We start from the raw sequence: 15,990 nt of genomic DNA, 5'->3' as shown, positions 1-15,990 counted from the left end.
GAGATCGACCTCGATGCCGCCGGTGCGCCGGATGTCTGAATCACCGGACATCTGCGGCGACGCCCATCACGGTTCACACGTAGTCTTAGGGGGTGCGTCAGGGGACAATGCTGCAGAGAATCGGTCAACTGGTCGGCGTCGGAATCGTCGCAGGGGTGCTCGTGGCAGCGCTTGCGCTGCCCGCAGTCGGCGGTATGGGGATCACCGCGCGCAACGTCGCGACCGGCTTCCTGAACATGCCGAGCGAGCTGGAGACTCCTCCTCCGCCGGAACGCTCGGTCATCTACGACCGGGACGGCCAGGTCATCGCAGAGATCTACGACCAGAACCGCGAAGTCGTCGAGATCGACGACATGGCCCCGGTGATGAGCAAGGCCATCATCGCCATGGAGGACTCCTCCTTCTACGAGCACGGCGGCATCGACATCGCCGGAACGTTCCGCGCCGCCATCCGCACCGTCAGCGGTGACGTCGAGGGCGGCTCCTCGATCACACAGCAGTACGTGAAGAACGTCCTCGTCGAGAGCGCCGACAGCCAAGCGGAGCAGGAGCAGGCTCGCGAGACCACGCTGGGTCGCAAGGTCCGCGAGCTGCGCTACGCCGTAGCGCTCGAACAGCGGATGTCCAAAGAGGAGATCCTGGAGGGCTACCTCAACATCGCCTACTTCGGCGACGGTGCCTACGGCGCCGAATCCGCCGCGCAGCACTTCTTCGGCGTCAGCGCCGACGAGTTGGAGCTGTCCCAGGCCGCCACACTCGCCGGGACGGTGCGCTACCCCTACCTGTACAACCCCCGCCTGAACTCCGAGGCCGCGAAGAACCGGCGCGACGTCGTGCTCGACCGCATGGCCAAAACCGGGGCGATCACCCCGGCCGAGGCGAAGGAGGCCAAAGCGTCCGGCCTCGGCCTCGACGTGAGCGACCCCAGCAACGGGTGCATGCCCAGCGACCAGCCGTTCTTCTGCGACTACGTGGTCCAGCAGATCGAGTCGGACGAGCGCTACGGCGAGAACGAGACCCAGCGCGCCCGGTGGCTGCGCACGGCCGGGCTGCAGATCCACACCTCGCTGGACGCCGACATGCAGCAGGCCGCCCAGGACGCCGTCGACGACTGGGTGCCGCGGAAGAACAAGTCGCGCAAGGTCGGCGCGGAAGTCCTCGTGGAGCCGGGCACCGGCAGGATCCGGGGTATGGCCCAGAGCCGCGATTACGGACCCGACGAGTCCAACCTCGGCGAGACCTCGATCAACTTCACGGTCGACGCCGAAGACGGCGGCAGCAACGGATTCCAATCCGGATCGACCTTCAAACCCTTCACACTGGCCGCGGCGCTGAAGGCCGGCAAGACGTTCGGCACCTCGTACAGCACGGGCAACACCACGACCATCACCGGCCAGCGCAACTGCAACGGCGGGCGGCTGGCCGACTGGACCGTGAGCAACGCCGGCGACACCGAGGGCGGCAGCACCAACAACATGGTCAGCGGCACCAAAGGCTCGGTGAACACCTACTTCGCGAGCCTGCAGGCCGACGTCGGGCTGTGCAACGTCATCGAGATGGCCGAGACCCTCGGCATGCACCGCGCGGACGGGACCGGCTTCGACAACGCCCGCACCCAGGCCAACAACTCCTTCACCCTGGGCAGCGAGGAGGTCTCCCCGCTGAACCTGGCCACGGCCTACTCCGTCTTCGCCTCGCGCGGCATGCTCTGCCAACCGCAGGCCATCACCCAGATCGTAGACGAGCACGCGGGCGAGACCATCGACATCGAGCCCGAATGCGAGCGCGTCATCAGCAAGGACGTCGCCGACGGCGTGAGCCACCTGCTGCAGCAGACGTTCGAGGGCGGAACCACCCAGGCCGTGCCGATCGACCCCCCCGCGGCCGCCAAGACCGGAACCACCGACAACTCGGCCAGCGCCTGGTTCGCCGGCTACACGCCCAACCTCGTCGGGACGGTCTTCGTCGGCGACCCGCGCGGGCCGCAGAACCACCCGCTGCGCAACGTCACCATCGGCGACCGGCACTACTCCTACGTCTACGGCGCCACGATCCCCGGCCCCATCTGGCAGGACACGATGGAGAAGGCGACCGAGGAGCTGCCCGCCGACGGTTTCCCGTCGCCGCCGTCGAAGTACGGCAGCACGTCCGGCCCGCCGCCGGACGACGGCGGAGACGACGAGGGACAGGACGCCGAAACGGCCGCCAACACCGCCGACGGCGTCCCCGACGTGCTCGGGATGTCGTCCGACGAAGCGGTCGGGACGCTGCAAGCGGCCGGGTTCGACGCCAACCTGTCCTCCACCCGGGTGCCCTCCGACAACCCCGCGGACACGGTCGGGGCCGTCAACCCCGAGCCCGGCACCGGGCTGCCCGAGGGTGCCACCGTCAACGTGTTCCTGAGCAACGGCGGGGACTCCGACGGCGGCGGAAACGGCGGCGGAGGCGACGCCTTCGGCGGCTGGGGCGGTACCGGCCTCGGCCTGGGCAACCAGGGCCGCGGCAGGGACGAGTAGCGGCACACCGCCGGACACCGACGGTGCGAGGGGCGGCGGGCGAACGGGTCGCCCGCCGCCCCTCGCATGTGCGGGCGCTACGCGGTGAGCTGGCGTTTGACCTCGGCGGCCACACGGCCGCCCTCGGCGCGGCCCGCCACTTGCGGCGTCACCCGCTTCATGACCTGCCCCATGGCCTTGGGGTCCGCGGCGCCGGTCTCGGTGATCACCGCGGCCACGAGGTCGCGCAGCTCGTCGTCGCCGAGCTGGGCGGGGAGGTAGTCGGCGAGCACCGCGCTCTCGGCCCGCTCGGCGGCGGCCTGGTCGCTACGGCCGCCCTCGTCGAACGCCTCGGCCGCTTCGCGGCGCTTCTTCGACTCACGGGTGAGGACCCGCACGACGTCCTCGTCGCCGAGCTCGTGTGCCGACTGCCCGGAGGCCTCCTCGGTGGAGATCGCGGTCAGCACGCTGCGCAGAGTGCGGGTGCGGACGTCGTCGCGCGCCTTCATCGCGGCGGTGAGGTCGGTTCGGAGACGGTCCTTGAGTTCGGCCATGGCAGCGATCATACGGCCGCCGCCGGGCGCCTGCGAGCGCATCGTCCCCGCGCCGCCGCGGGAACGGCGCCGTGCGGGCGCATCCGGTCGGCGGAGTCTGACACCATCGGAATCCGGGAGGTGCGGTGACGTTGACGACATTGCCGAAGAGCCTGCGGACGGCCGGACGCGCGGCCGCGGTCACGGGCGCCGTCGGGCTGGCCGGGATCGCCTACGCATCGGTGGTCGAGCGCAACTGGTTCCGGCTGCGCCACTACGAGCTTCCGCTGCTGGACCCGGGAAGCCCGAGGCTGCGGGTGCTGCACATCTCCGACACCCACCTGACGCCGGGGCGGCGGATGCTGCTGGACTGGCTGCGGGGCCTGGACGCCTACGAGCCCGACTTCGTGGTCAACACCGGCGACGCCATCGCCCACCCCGACGCCGTAGAGCCGTTCATCTCGGCGCTGGGGCCGCTGCTGGACCGCCCCGGCGCGTTCGTGTTCGGCTCCAACGACCTGTTCTCGCCCCGGTTCAAGAACCCGGCCCGCTACTTGTGGCGCAGCAGCCGCGCGGACTACTCCGCGCGCAAGGTCCCCGACCTCCCCTGGCACGAACTCGGTTCGGCCATGAGCGCCCGCGGCTGGCTGGACCTCAACAACCGCAAAGGCTCCCTCAAGGCCGGCGGCGGTCAGGACGTGGCCGCCGCGGGCGTGCACGACTCCCATATCGGCCTGGACCGCTACGACGAGGTCGCCGGCACCGCCGATGCGGACGCCGACCTGCGCATGGGCGTCCTGCACTCGCCCGAGCCGGCCAACCTCAACCGCTTCGCCGCCGACGGCTACCAGCTGCTGCTGGCCGGCCACACCCACGGCGGCCAGCTGTGCCTGCCGTTCTACGGCACGCTGGTCACCAACTGCGGCATCGACCGCCGCCGCGCCTGGGGCCTGAACCGCTACGCCGGCACGTGGTTGCACGTCTCCGGCGGCCTGGGCACCTCGCCCACGGCTCCGGCGCGCTTCTGCTGCCGCCCGGAGGCGTCGCTCCTGGACCTGGTCGCCCGGCAGTAGGCCGCAGACGCTCGTCGCGGTACCCGCACGGTAGTGTCGCCGACCCGCCTGCGCAGGCAGAATGAGGGCATGTACCGCGAACGCGCAGCGGCGGCCGGCGGCGTCGTGTGGACCGGCACGGCCGGCGACGGGGAGGTGCACCGGGTGGTGCCGGACGGCTGTATGGACTTCGTCTGGGACGGCGCCCGGGTGCTGGTGGCCGGGCCCGACACGGTCGCGCACTTCGCCGACTGGAAACCGGGCCGCGTGTTCGTCGGACTGCGGATGCCGCCGGGAGCCGGCCCCGCGGCGGTGGGCGTCCCGGCACACGAGCTGCGCGACCGGCGCGTCGACCTGGAGGACGTGTGGCCGGCGGGCGAAGCGCGCCGGCTCGTCGAACAGGCGGGGCCGGCACCGGATGCGGGCGTGCCCCTGGAGCGGGCTGCGGCCCGGCGGACGGCCGCGGGAGCCGGGGCCGACCCCGTGATGCGGCACGCGGCCGCGCTGCTGTCGGCGGGCGCCTCCGCGGCCCGCGTCGCCGAGGAGACCGGGATGGGGCCGCGCCGGCTGCACCGCAGGAGTCTGGCCGCCTTCGGCTACGGTCCCCGGACGCTGGGGCGGATCCTGCGGTTCGACCGGGCGCTGGCCGCGGCCCGGGCGGGCACGCCCTTCGCGGAGGTGGCCGCCGCAGCCGGCTACGCCGACCAGGCCCACCTCGCCCGCGAGGTCAAGGCGCTGGCCGGCGACCCGCTGAGCGTGCTCGTGGGTCACTCCAACGGCGCGAACAGGTCGACCCAATGGCCGTCGGGATCGCACACGACGGCGTAGCGCTGGCCCCAGGCGGCGTCCCAGGGCTTGCACCGTCCGGTGTATCCGGCAGCGGTGAGATCGTCGTAGAGGCGGTCCACGCCGGACGGGCCGTCGCAGGCGAACGCGAGTGCGACGCCGCCGCCGTCGCCGCCGCCCGGTTGCCAGTCGGGCGCGAAGGACCGCACGGTCTCGACGGTGTCCCACAGGATCCGCAGCCCGCCCGGCAGTTCCGCTTCCACATGCGGCTGGGCGTCGGCCTCGGCCGGGATGTCCATTCCGATGCGGCGGTAGAACGCGAGTGAGGCGGCCATGTCGGCGGTGACGACGCCGACGGCGCTGAAAGCTGCTGTCATGGGTCCGACGGTAGACGAGCTCCCGTCCGCCGTCTTGAAGGTTTCGGACGCCGCGCCGGACCCGCCCGAGCCTCGTACGCGAAACTCAGCGCGGGCGTACGCCGTCCATCACGGTGGCCACGATGCCGTCGAGCAGTTCGGACGGCACCTCGGCGGGCCTCCTCTCCGCCGCGGGCGTTCTGGGCGATCGCCCTGCTGACCCTGGCCGCCGCGGCCGCCACCGCAGTCGGCGTGCCGCACCTCGACCGCGCCGGGGACAGCGGGAGCCTGCGCCGGGAACTCGGAGCGTTCACCGCCGGGCGGCTGTGGCTCGCCCTGTCCACATCGACACTGGTCATCGGTGCCACGTTCGCCGCATTCAGCTACTTCAACCCGATCCTCACCGCGCTCTCCGGCTTCAGCACGGATTCGGTCCCGCTGCTGCTGGCGGGCTACGGCGCGGCCACCCTGCTCGGCAACCACGTCGTCGGCAGGCTCGCCGACCGGCGCCCCGCCGGAGTGCTGGCGGTCGGGCTGGCCCTCAACGCGGCCTTCCTCGCCGCCTTCGCGCTGCTGGCCCACGTCCAGGTGTGGGCGGTGGCCGCGATGCTGGGGATCGGACTGGTCGGTGTCACGATGAACCCGGCGATGATCACCCGGGTCCAGCGGACGGGAAACCCGGGATCCCTGATCAACACGGTCCACGCGTCGTTCATCACCCTCGGCGTGATCCTGGGATCCTCCGTCGGCGGCCTCGCCGTGGAGAGCACCGGGCTGCGCGGCACGCTGTGGCTGAGCGCGGCACTGGCTCGTGGCCGGACTCGCGACCGTGCTCCCCGACCTGGTCCGCCGCCCCCGCCGATCGGCCCGCGGCGAGCCGGAGGAGCACCCGCGCCCGCACCTCACGGGGTCAGCGGGTACCCCCTGACCCACCCGGCGGCACCGGGCGCCTCCGCATAACCGGCGCCGGGACGCCGCGGCCGCCCCGAATCCCCCGGAAACCGCAACGATGCTGCTGTGCCGGACCGGCGTGCACCGCGCCCGCCGTCGGCGCCGTGCACAGCAGCACCTCCCGACATGTGTCGACGACGTACTACCGCCCCGCGTTCACAGCCTTCGCCGCTTTCACGGGCTTCGCGGTTTTCGCCGCCTTCGCCGCCTTCGCCGCCTTCGCCGCCTTCGCCGCCTTCGCCGCCTTCTCGCGAGCGTCGTGCACGGCTTTCGGCTGCCGGCGCACCGGCTCGGTAGCCGTCAGCATCAGGGCGCCGAGCAGCCCGATGTCCTTGACCGCCGAATCGCGCCCGGCGGCGTCACCGGGCCTGCCCTGCGCCGCGGCCAGCAGCGACGGCACCGCCTGCGCCGCCATCACCACACTCGCCACGCGGGTGCCCTTGCCGACCAGAAGCATCGCCCCCGCGCCGACTCCGGCCACAGCCTGTGCCCGCACCACCGACACCGGATCGTCGGGGATCTGCGGACAGTAGGCGTGGATCCGGCCGAGAAACGGCGCGAGCGCGTCGGCACGCGGCTGCGGGTCGCGCAGCGTCTCCACCGAGTCGACGATGAACGGGGCTGCCAGCAGGCGTTGAAGCTGTTTACGTAGGACTCCCATGCTGTCCCGTATACCCGGGAGCGCCGGGTGAACCCCAGGATGCCCGTGCCGTGTCGCGCGGAGCCCCCGATCGCCCCGGGACTCGACGGCGGATTCCCGCCAGCGTCGGCGGCGCCGGACGGCGAGGATCCGAGCATGGATCTCAACCTCAAGGACAAAGTCGCCGTCGTCACCGGAGCGAGCAAGGGAATCGGGCTCGCCGTCACCCGCCGACTCGCGGAGGAAGGTGCGCAGGTCGTCGCCGGCAGCCGGACCACCACACCCGACCTCGCCGAACTGCGCGAGTCGAACGGGGTGGCCGTCGTCAACGCCGACCTCGCACAGGCGGAAGGGGCCGAGAGCCTCGTCGCCGCCGCCGTCGATCTGCACGGGGGAATCGATCTGCTGGTCAACAACGTCGGGGCCAGCGAGCCCGTCGACGGCATCACCGGCACCGACGACGACGCCTGGCAGCGCATCTTCGACATCAACCTGTTCTCGGTCGTGCGCACGACGCACGCGGCCGTCCCCGCGATGACCGGGCGCACCGACGCCGCGATCGTCAACATCAGTTCGATCAACGCCGGGCAGCCGTTCGCGATGATCATGCACTACAGCGCGGCCAAGGCGGCGCTGACCAACCTCAGCCGATCGCTGGCCGAGGACCTGGCGTCCAGCGGCATCCGTGTCAACACGGTCTCGCCGGGCCCGGTGCGCACCCCCTTGTGGACGGCGGAGGGCGACGGCTTCGCCAACGTCTTCGCCGCGCAGGACGACACGACGGTGGGCGACGTGATGGACCGGGTGCTGCCCGAAACCATGGGGGCTTCGCTGGGCCGGGTGACCGAGCCGCACGAGGTCGCCGACCTCACCCTGTTCCTGGCGTCCCCGCGGGCGTCGGCCATCACCGGAGCGGACTACCGGATCGACGGCGGCATCACGAAGACCGTGTGACGCCCGCGGAGCCGGCCCGGGCGACCGGCGGACCCCGTCCCGCCGACGGGCCGGCGACCGGCCGACGGCCAGCACCGCCGCCGAACGCGCGGTGCGGCCGGTCGCCGGGGGCGTGGCTCGGCCGGTCGCCGGGGGCGTGGCTCGGCCGGTCGCCGGGGGCGTGGCTCGGCCGGTCGCCGCGGCTGGCTAGAGTCGGGAGGCATGCGGGTACCCAGCGACGACGAGATCCGCGCCGTGCACGCGGAGCACGCCCCCACGCGCGAAGCGTTCGACCTCGTCTACACGCACTGCAGGATCATCAGCACGATCGCCGCCGAACTCCTCTCCCGGGCCCCCGGCGGGCTCGACCCCGAGCTCGTGCGGGCCGGGAGCCTGCTGCACGACATCGGGGTCTACCGCCTCTACGACCGGTCGGGCCAGCTCGACTACCCGCGCTATGTGCGCCACGGCATCCTCGGCCGCGACCTCCTCGCCGAGCAGGGCTACCCGGACGCGCTGGGCCGCTTCTGCTCCTGCCACACGGGCGTGGGAATCACCCGCGAGGACATCCGCTCCCAGGACCTGCCGATCCCTCCGGACGACTACGTGGCGGAATCGGACGAAGAGGAACTCGTCATGTTCGCCGACAAGTTCCACTCCAAGTCCCACCCGCCGAGGCTCGTCTCCCCGGAGACCGCGGCCGGACGGATGCGCACGTTCGGCGAGGACAAGGAACTGCGGTTCAAGTCGCTGCTCGCCACCTACGGCGAGCCCGACCTGCGACCGCTCCACGAGTCCTACGGCCACGAGATCACCTGACCGCACCGAGCTCCCGAACCCGTCCTCCGACGGGCCCGGGAGCCCTCGGGCGACGACCGGCTACTCCCCGGCCGCTGCCGACCCCGCGGCCGCATCCAGCGACGGCCAATCCGCGAAATCACCGAGCATCCGGCGGTCGTGGGTGGCGACGACGACCGCAGCGGGGGTGTCCCGCAGCGCCTCGGTGAACTCGTCCACCAGCAAGGACGACAGGTGGTTCGTCGGTTCGTCGAGGATCAGCAGGTGGGGCCGCTCGGCAAGGCACACGGCGAGGTGCAGGCGGCGCCGCTGCCCCTGCGACATCCGCCGGACGGGGGTGCGCAGCGCCTCAGCGTCCAGCAGCCCCGTCGCGCGCAGCGGCACGACCTCCGACTCGGCCGCTTCTCCCCGCGACACGAGCCGCTCGGTATGCGACCGATACACCTCGTGGGCACGCAGACCCTCCGCCCACTCCGGGGCCTCCTGGGACAAATAGGCGATCCGGGCCCCGTCGGACCTGCGCACCGACCCGGTCGTCGCTGTCACGTGCCCGGTCAGGACCCCGAGCAGCGTCGACTTGCCAGCCCCGTTCGTCCCCGTGACCAGCAGGCGGTCGCCACCCTCGATCGCCAGGGAGACCGGCGCGGGCAGCCTTCCCGCGACGGTGACACCGTCGCATGTGAGGATCGGAGCGCCGCGCGGGGTCGGCAGGTGCGGCCACCGCAGCTCCAGCGGCGGGCGGGGAACCGTGATCCGGTGGGCCTCCAGAGCTTCCCGCTTGCGCTTGAAACTCTGCACCACCCCCGGGGCGTGCGACTGGCGCTGGTGTTTACCGGTGCCCTTGTCCGGACGCCACCCGGTCGACAACCGGCTCTGCGCTTCGTGCACCGCTTGCGCCAGCCTGGCGTGCTCGGTCTGCTGGGCGTCGTACTCCTGGATCCAGCGTTCCCGCTCGCGTCGGCGCCCTTCCTGCCAGCCGTCGTATCCCCCGGAGAACACCCGCGGGCGTCCGTTCATGCCGGGGTCGAGATCGAGGAAGTCGTCGGCGACGTCGCGCAGCAGCGCGCGATCGTGGGTGACGATCGCCAGACCGCCCGGATGCTCCTTCAACTGCGCCGCCAAGAACGCCTGGGCTCCGGCGTCGAGGTGGTTGGTGGGCTCGTCCAGCAGCAGGATGTCGTGGTTCCCGCTGAGTACGCACGCCAGGCGCACCCGGTAGCGCTCGCCCACGGACATGGTGGCGAGTTCACGGGCCCGGTCGCTGCACGCTCCGATCCCGTCCAAGGCGACGTCGATGCGGCGCTGGGCATCCCAGGCGTCGAGCCGCACCGCGGCGTCGAGCGCCGCCGTGTACAGCGCATCCGCCCCCTCGTCGCCGTTTTCGAGGCCCGCCGTGGCGAGGTCGAGCGCGTCCAGGGCCAAGCGCGAATGCCGCACCGACTCCTCGACCAGGGTGCCGACGGTCGCGCCGGCGCAGGACGCGAGCGACTGGTGGACGACACCCACCGTGCCGGTGCGCTCCACCCGGCCGCCGTCGGGTACGAGGTCGCCGGACAGGACGCGCAGCAGCGTCGTCTTCCCGCGCCCGTTCTCACCCGCGACCGCCACACGCGACCGGGACGAGACCGTGGCGTCGGTATCGGACAGGACCGGGCGCCCGCCGAGGGCGACCCGGACCGCGCGAGCGCGGATGTGGGCGCTCGCGCCGGCCGAGATACGCCCGGCCGCGTCGAGTTCACAGAGAAGTTCGTGCGTCGAGCGGCTCTGCGGCCGCTCGCGTGAGGTACGTGCCTCCACAAGGTGCTCCACGTGTCGCGGTGGAGCCGGGCAGCACTACGGAACCGCCCGGCATGGCAACCGGGACGGCGGACACACGAAAGAAGGACTCGGTGCCGCGCCGTCAGGCGCGGAACCGCAGCCTCATGGAAGCTGTAAGCACATCGGCAACGGTACCGCACGGTGGCGGCACACCCCAGGGAGCGCCGGCGCAAGCCCGTGCGCACGCACGACGAGTACCGCCCACGGAGACACCCGCGCCTGTTCCGGCGCGACGGCCGCGACGCATGTGCGTCGAATGCGCCACCGGCTCTCCTCGGCTACCAGGGCCTCCTTCTGCTCCCAGGAGGTTGTGGGAGTCGGTACGGGCCTGTGTCCCGGCCCCTCAAGGCGAAAACGCCTCACTGGCGAACCGGAACGGACATCCACCTCATCGCGCACAAGGCGTAAAATCGACGGGTCCGTCGATTGCGCCGGGAGCCATGATGCAGCACACCGAACAGACACCGGGCGACACCGACATGCATGCCGAAGTCGCCGCCGCGTTGGCGACCAGCCGCGAACTCGGCCCCGAGTACGACGAGCACATCGCCAGCGGTCTCATCGACCGCACCAAAGCACAGCAGCCTCACGACAACCTGCGCTACCTCGTCGCCATCCGCGACAGCAAGTACATCCGCCTGAGCGTCGTTTCCGGACTGGCGTTCGCCGGACTCGTGTGGGGATACACAGGCGACGACGGAGCGGCCTTCCCCGGCCACGACCCCTGGGCCGTTGTGGCGCTCGTGGCGATCATCGCCCTTGCCATCCGTCCACTAGCGAGCGTGCGCAAAAAGCCCTGACACACACCCGCACCGGGGTTGCACCGGCGGGACAGGGGTGAACACGCCTTCTGAATCGGACCATCCGAACCAGCGGCATCGCACGGAGCCGTCGACCGCCGATCGTTCGTGCCCAAGCGCGGCGCTCCGCTCCGCTGCGCATCCGCGCAACTGGCGCATGCGGGAGTTCAAACAAGGCGCGCGCTGAAGCGGGGCTCGACGGCATGGGGCTGATGCCGCACAAGCTGCGGAACACCGCGGCGTCCCTGGCGATCGCGGCCGGCGCGGACGTGAAGGTCGTTCAGAAATGTGCATCAGCGCTGGCGCGGCCTGAACCTCCGCACACGCGAAACGGGTGCCCACCTGGGTGGACACCCGTTTTTCTGTCGGGGTGGCGGGATTCGAACCCACGACCTCTTCGTCCCGAACGAAGCGCGCTACCAAGCTGCGCTACACCCCGTTTGCGCCGATGGACAGTCTAGCGGACGTGCGGGAGTGCTCGCACACGCACGGGCGCCCGCCATGCGGAATCGGGGACCCGTGAGGGCGGTGGGGCGGGATACCGGGGAGCGGATCCGGCTAAACCTCTCCAGAGAGATCGGCCGGGAGCGGCCGCCGGGGTTGCCGGGGCACGGCGGCGTGCGCACCTTGGAGGCATGGGAGACGAGAACCCTGTCCCAGTTCCCGATCCCCGGTCCGCTATACCGCGGTGGGTCCGCCTGTCGCGGTGGCTCAACGGGTCCCGGGTGTGCTCGGTGGGCGACTGCATCGAACTGACGGAACCGGCCGAACGCCACTGCACCAACCACATCCGCACCTTCCGCTCACGGCTCGGAGAGCACCGATGCACCGCGCCCCGCTGTGTGCGGGCGCGGTCGACCGGCGACCACCTGTGCCCGCAGCACCGTGACGAGGCGCCGACCGACCCCGGCTCCTCCGCGGCGGGCGGGCGGGGGAACACCGTCGACTCCGTCGGCAAGCGACCGCCTCCGGGCGGTTCCTAGTCCGGCGGCCGTTCCCCGGACCGCCGGGGCGCCTTCCTCCCGTTCAGGCAGCGTGCGGGGGAAGGCGCCCTCAGAGGGGGCCCGCAGCGCCGGCCGGCGGGATACGGTGCCGGTGCCGGGGTGTGCTCCACAACCCCGAATCCTCACCTGCGGTTTCCCGTGAAACACCAGTGCACGGACACCGCTTCGCACCGGAGGGGTCAGACCAGCTTCTCCAGCTCGGCCTCGGCCTGGCGGGCCTCGGGAACACCCAGGTCGACGAAGATCTTCGCGGCGCCGGCGAGGTATTCCACGGCCTGTTCGCGCCTCGACGCCAGTCGGCCGATGCCCATCAGCGCTCTTCCTTGGATATAGAGCTCGCCGCGGTCCCGTGCGAGCGAGAGCGCCTCCTCCTGCGCCTTGTAGGCCTCCTCGACCCTGCCGGCGTGCGTGAAAGTGGTACCCAGGTCCGTCAGGATCTCCGCGTCGGCGCTGTGCTGGCCGATCTCCTCGCCCAGGTCCAACGCGGCGCGGTGGGAGCCGAGCGCGGCGTCGACGTCGCCGCGCCTGCGCAGGGCGACCCCCATGCTGTTGCGGACGTAGATCTCGTCGCGCTGCGAGCCGATGAAGCGGGCGAGGTCCAATGCTTCGTCGAGGTAGGCGAACGCCTGGTCCAGCTCCTGGCGTGCGGCGTGCACCTCGCCCAGGGTGCGCAGCACGTTCGTCGCTGTTTCGTACTCCCCTTGCCCCTTCTTGATACTCAAGGCGATCTGGCAGAACTCGATCGTCTTCTCATCGTCGCCGAGTATCTGGTACATGATCGCGAGGTTCACACGCTGGAGCGCTTCGAGCTTGCGGTCCTCGATCGACAGCGCGTACTCCAGGACCCGCCAGGCGCTGGAGAGGGCGTCGTGGAAGCGCCCCATCCGCTCGTAGACGAGGCTCAGGCTCGAATTCACCCGCGCTTTGCCGCGCTCGTCGTCGATCGTTTCGAGTAGCTCCCAGGCCTCGTTCAGCAGTTCCAGCGCATGGGAGAACCGCCCCGCCAGGCAGTGTGCGATCCCCAGCCCGATGAGGGTGGCCGCACTGCCGCGCACGTTGCCGTTGGCCCGGCTGGCGGCCAGCGCCTTCTCCTGGGTGGACATCATCAGCTCGGTCTGGCCGTGGTTGGCGTAATGCCGCCACAACGAGTCCGCCAGCTGCCACGCTTGCTCGTCCAGGCCGACGCCCGCGTAGAAGTCGACCGCCGAGGCGAGGTTGTCCTGGTGCCGTTCGAACCACGCGGTGGCCTGGGACCGGTCCGCGATCGTGGCTTCGTAGCGGGATGAGGCGCGCCGCCCCGATTCGTCGTCGTGGCCGCGCGGTCCCATCATCCCGGCCGCGCGGTCGGCCATGGCCAGGTAGTGGTCGCCGAGCCGGCGCCGCGCCGCCTCGGCCTCCCCTTCGGCGAGGTCCGTGGCCGCCTTCTCCCGGGCGTAGGACCCGAGCAGGTCGTGGAACCGGTACAGATCGACGCTGGGTTCCTCCAGCAGGCAGACGCTGACCAGTTCTTGGAGCAGGTCGTCGGCTTCGGGAGGGTCGCAGTCGAGTAGGGCGGCGGCGCCGTGCAGATCGACCGTGCCGCCGATCATGACGCCGAGGGTCAGGAAGGCGCGGCGCTGTTCCCCGTTCAGGCTCTGGTAGGAGAGTTCGAAGACGGCTTCGACGCTGTGGCCTTCGATGCGCAGCTCGCGGAACATCCGGTGGTGCTCGCTGAGCCGCTGTTTGACGTGCTCGAAGGTCCAACGCGGCCGGCTGAGCATCCGTCCCGCCACGATGCGCAGGGCGAGCGGGAGCCCGCCGCACATCCGCACCACTTCGTGGGCGGTCCCGTGCTCCTGCTCGATGCGCTCCTGCCCCAGGACCGCGGCGAACAGCTGCAGAGACGCCTCGTCGTCGAGCATGCCCAGGGAGATGTACTGCGCTCCGCTGAGGCCGGGCAGGTCCTGGCGCGAGGTGACGATGGTGAACGATCCCGGCGCGGCCGCCAGCAACGGGCTGATCTGCGCGAAGTTGGCGACGTTGTCCAGCACGATCAGGACGCGGCGCCCGGTCAGGCTGGCGCGCCACAGTGCTGCGCGTTCCTCGACGGTCTCCGGGATCGCCTCGGGCTGGACCCCGATCGCGCGCAGGAGGCTGCCCAGTGCCGAGGCGGGCGAGACCGGCTCGTGCTCGATGGTGTAGCCGTAGAGGTCGGTGAACAGCAGGCCGTCGGGGAACCGGTCGGCGAGCCGGTGCGCGCCGTGGACCGCGAGCGTGGTCTTGCCGGCTCCGCCCAGGCCGGTGATCACGGCGATCTCGGCTTGGCCCTCGTCGCGCGTACCGAGGTCGAGCAGGCGTTCCAGGTCGTTCTCGCGCCCGGTGAAATCGGGGATGTCGCGCGGCAGGTCGTTGCGGGCGACGAAGTCGCGCGGTCGCTGGTCCTGCTCCTCCGATTCCGGCTGCTCCGGAGTCTCCGAGGGCTCGGCGGCGCCGATGATCCGGCCGACGTCGGACTCGGTTTCGCGCAGGATGCGCCCGTGCAGCTCCATGACTTCGGGGCTGGGGTCGACGCCGAGCTCTTCGGCCAGGTACGCGCGGCACTCCTGGAACGCCGAGAGTGCTGAAGCGCGCTGCCCGCTCCGGTACAGCGCGGCGATCAGGAAGTACTGGAGCTGTTCCCGGAAGGGGTCCTGGCGCACCAGAGGAGTCACACGGGAGACGATCTCGGTGTAGCGGTGCAGAGCGAACGCGCATTGCGCCCACGCGGTCCAGGCGCTCCAGCGCTCCTCCAGCAGGGGGCGCACCACGGTGTTCCCGAGATACTCCGATCCCGTGCCCGAGAACGGCTGCCCGCGCCAGCAGGTCAGCGCCTCGTCCCAGAGGACGACTTCTTCGGCGGGGTCACCGGCGGCCTTGGCGCGGGCGACGAAGGATCGGAACCGGTGCAGGTCGACGTCGTCCGGATCGACCCGAGCGAGGTAGCCGCCGGCCGTGGTCTTGATGACGTCGGGGAAGGACCTGCGCAGGTGGGAGATCTGCACTTGGATGACCGAGCGGGCCGTCCGGGGCGGGTCGTCGTCCCACAGGTACTCGATCAGCCGGTCGACCGTGACTTCTTTGCCCAGTTCCAGCAGGAGCGTGCCCAGTACACAGCGCTGCCGCGGACCGCCGACGGGCAACGGATCGCCCGCGTGCGACCACGCGGAAATGGGGCCGAGCACGCCGAAATTCACGAACAGCACTCTAGCAAGGCCGTTCAGGAGGCATCGGGCGCGAGAACCGCCGAAAGCGCCGCGCGGCCCTCCACCACACGGCACCTCGGCGGGCGGAGACCGCCCTCGGCGGCCGCAGCCGGGACGCTACTCCCCGGTCATTCGGTTTCCTTCTGCGGCGCCTCTTTCTCCTTCTCGTCAGGGGCGGCGTCTGGAGCCGGCTCGGTGTCCTGCTCGGGGTCCTGCTCGGGGACCGGCTCGGAAAACGGCTCCAGCTTGGCCGTCACGTCCGGTCCGATCCGGGCGGCGATCGCCGCGAACTCCGCCTCGACGAATTCGGCAGGCGCAACAGTTCCGGTCATGGTGGTCCTCGTTTCCAGCACGTTTCGGGGGCACGGGCCGGCGGGCATGGGCCCGCTACGGCCAGTCGATCACCGGATCGTCCTCGTCGCCGACCTGGTCCCCGTCCTCTTCGAACGGCTCGTAGTCGGGCTCGGGTTCCGAGAAGGGCTCCATCTTCGCGGCGATCCGCGCGAACTCGGCGTCGGTATCGCGGGCGTCGGTGAACACGGTCGGGCTCACGGGAACGACTCCTTCACAGGAACGAACGCGGAGCAGAGCTTCGGCTACCGC

The 15,990-nt window shown here is 71.2% G+C and carries 14 protein-coding genes and 1 tRNA gene; 7 read left to right on the top strand and 8 right to left on the bottom strand.

Translation table 11 applies throughout. The features are described 5' to 3' along the window. The first annotated feature begins 107 nt into the window (after window positions 1–107). A complete protein-coding gene (locus tag HNR25_RS13225; protein WP_184635491.1) occupies window positions 108–2,516 on the top strand; it encodes a penicillin-binding protein in 2,409 nt (802 codons plus the stop codon). 77 nt (window positions 2,517–2,593) lie between these two features. Here the strand turns inward: HNR25_RS13225 and HNR25_RS13220 are convergent, their stop codons facing one another. Then, the gene (locus tag HNR25_RS13220; protein WP_184635489.1) at window positions 2,594–3,049 is read right to left on the bottom strand and encodes a GatB/YqeY domain-containing protein; all 456 of its coding nucleotides are present in this window, start codon (window positions 3,047–3,049) and stop codon (window positions 2,594–2,596) included. Between the two features lie 131 nt (window positions 3,050–3,180). Between HNR25_RS13220 and HNR25_RS13215 the strand changes: the two genes are divergently transcribed. Then, window positions 3,181–4,101 (top strand): metallophosphoesterase, encoded by a 921-nt coding sequence (locus HNR25_RS13215; RefSeq protein ID WP_184635487.1) that lies wholly within the window; start codon window positions 3,181–3,183, stop codon window positions 4,099–4,101. Window positions 4,102–4,170: 69 nt separating this feature from the next. Continuing rightward, the gene (locus HNR25_RS13210; protein WP_184635485.1) at window positions 4,171–4,908 is read left to right on the top strand and encodes a helix-turn-helix domain-containing protein; all 738 of its coding nucleotides are present in this window, start codon (window positions 4,171–4,173) and stop codon (window positions 4,906–4,908) included. Here HNR25_RS13210 and HNR25_RS13205 read toward each other — a convergent pair. Continuing rightward, complete coding sequence (locus HNR25_RS13205) at window positions 4,848–5,243, bottom strand: VOC family protein (RefSeq protein WP_184635483.1); 396 nt, start codon at window positions 5,241–5,243, stop codon at window positions 4,848–4,850. The two genes, HNR25_RS13210 and HNR25_RS13205, sit on opposite strands and share 61 nt — an antisense overlap. Window positions 5,244–5,474: 231 nt before the next feature. On the opposite strand from HNR25_RS13205, the gene HNR25_RS13200 reads away from it, so the two are divergent. Continuing rightward, a complete protein-coding gene (locus HNR25_RS13200; protein ID WP_312862518.1) occupies window positions 5,475–6,182 on the top strand; it encodes an MFS transporter in 708 nt (235 codons plus the stop codon). 133 nt (window positions 6,183–6,315) lie between these two features. On the opposite strand, the gene HNR25_RS13195 is transcribed toward HNR25_RS13200, so the two are convergent. Further along, window positions 6,316–6,834, bottom strand: a complete 519-nt coding sequence (locus HNR25_RS13195; RefSeq protein ID WP_184635481.1) for a DoxX family membrane protein — start codon at window positions 6,832–6,834, stop codon at window positions 6,316–6,318. 135 nt (window positions 6,835–6,969) lie between these two features. Here HNR25_RS13195 and HNR25_RS13190 point away from each other — a divergent pair, with 135 nt between their 5' ends. Both HNR25_RS13190 and HNR25_RS13185 read left to right on the top strand, forming a co-directional pair. Next, window positions 6,970–7,767, top strand: coding sequence for an SDR family NAD(P)-dependent oxidoreductase (locus HNR25_RS13190; protein WP_184635479.1), 798 nt, complete (start codon window positions 6,970–6,972; stop codon window positions 7,765–7,767). Window positions 7,768–7,968: 201 nt separating this feature from the next. Continuing rightward, entirely contained in the window at window positions 7,969–8,565 is a 597-nt protein-coding gene (locus HNR25_RS13185) for an HD domain-containing protein (protein WP_184635476.1), read from the top strand. A 60-nt stretch (window positions 8,566–8,625) separates the two neighbouring features. On the opposite strand, the gene HNR25_RS13180 is transcribed toward HNR25_RS13185, so the two are convergent. Then, complete coding sequence (locus HNR25_RS13180; RefSeq protein WP_376767544.1) at window positions 8,626–10,260, bottom strand: ABC-F family ATP-binding cassette domain-containing protein; 1,635 nt, start codon at window positions 10,258–10,260, stop codon at window positions 8,626–8,628. Between the two features lie 542 nt (window positions 10,261–10,802). On the opposite strand from HNR25_RS13180, the gene HNR25_RS13175 reads away from it, so the two are divergent. Beyond that, on the top strand, window positions 10,803–11,162 hold the full coding sequence (locus tag HNR25_RS13175; protein ID WP_184635472.1) for a hypothetical protein: 360 nt from the start codon (window positions 10,803–10,805) through the stop codon (window positions 11,160–11,162). Between the two features lie 365 nt (window positions 11,163–11,527). Here the strand turns inward: HNR25_RS13175 and HNR25_RS13170 are convergent. The 4 genes from HNR25_RS13170 to HNR25_RS13155 all read right to left on the bottom strand — a co-directional run bounded on the left by HNR25_RS13170 (window position 11,528) and on the right by HNR25_RS13155 (window position 15,939). Then, window positions 11,528–11,601: transfer RNA gene (locus HNR25_RS13170), tRNA-Pro, on the bottom strand. A gap of 744 nt (window positions 11,602–12,345) precedes the next feature. Continuing rightward, on the bottom strand, window positions 12,346–15,378 hold the full coding sequence (locus HNR25_RS13165) for an AfsR/SARP family transcriptional regulator (protein WP_312862517.1): 3,033 nt from the start codon (window positions 15,376–15,378) through the stop codon (window positions 12,346–12,348). A gap of 137 nt (window positions 15,379–15,515) precedes the next feature. Beyond that, window positions 15,516–15,719, bottom strand: a complete 204-nt coding sequence (locus HNR25_RS13160) for a hypothetical protein (RefSeq protein WP_184635470.1) — start codon at window positions 15,717–15,719, stop codon at window positions 15,516–15,518. A gap of 55 nt (window positions 15,720–15,774) precedes the next feature. After that, on the bottom strand, window positions 15,775–15,939 hold the full coding sequence (locus tag HNR25_RS13155) for a hypothetical protein (protein ID WP_184635468.1): 165 nt from the start codon (window positions 15,937–15,939) through the stop codon (window positions 15,775–15,777). Window positions 15,940–15,990 lie beyond the last annotated feature (51 nt).

The sequence above is a fragment of the Streptomonospora salina genome, assembly GCF_014204715.1.
In the GTDB taxonomy this organism is placed as follows: domain Bacteria; phylum Actinomycetota; class Actinomycetes; order Streptosporangiales; family Streptosporangiaceae; genus Streptomonospora; species Streptomonospora salina.
Note: the sequence above shows the minus strand (reverse complement) of the source record. Positions and strands in the feature narration are given on the sequence as shown.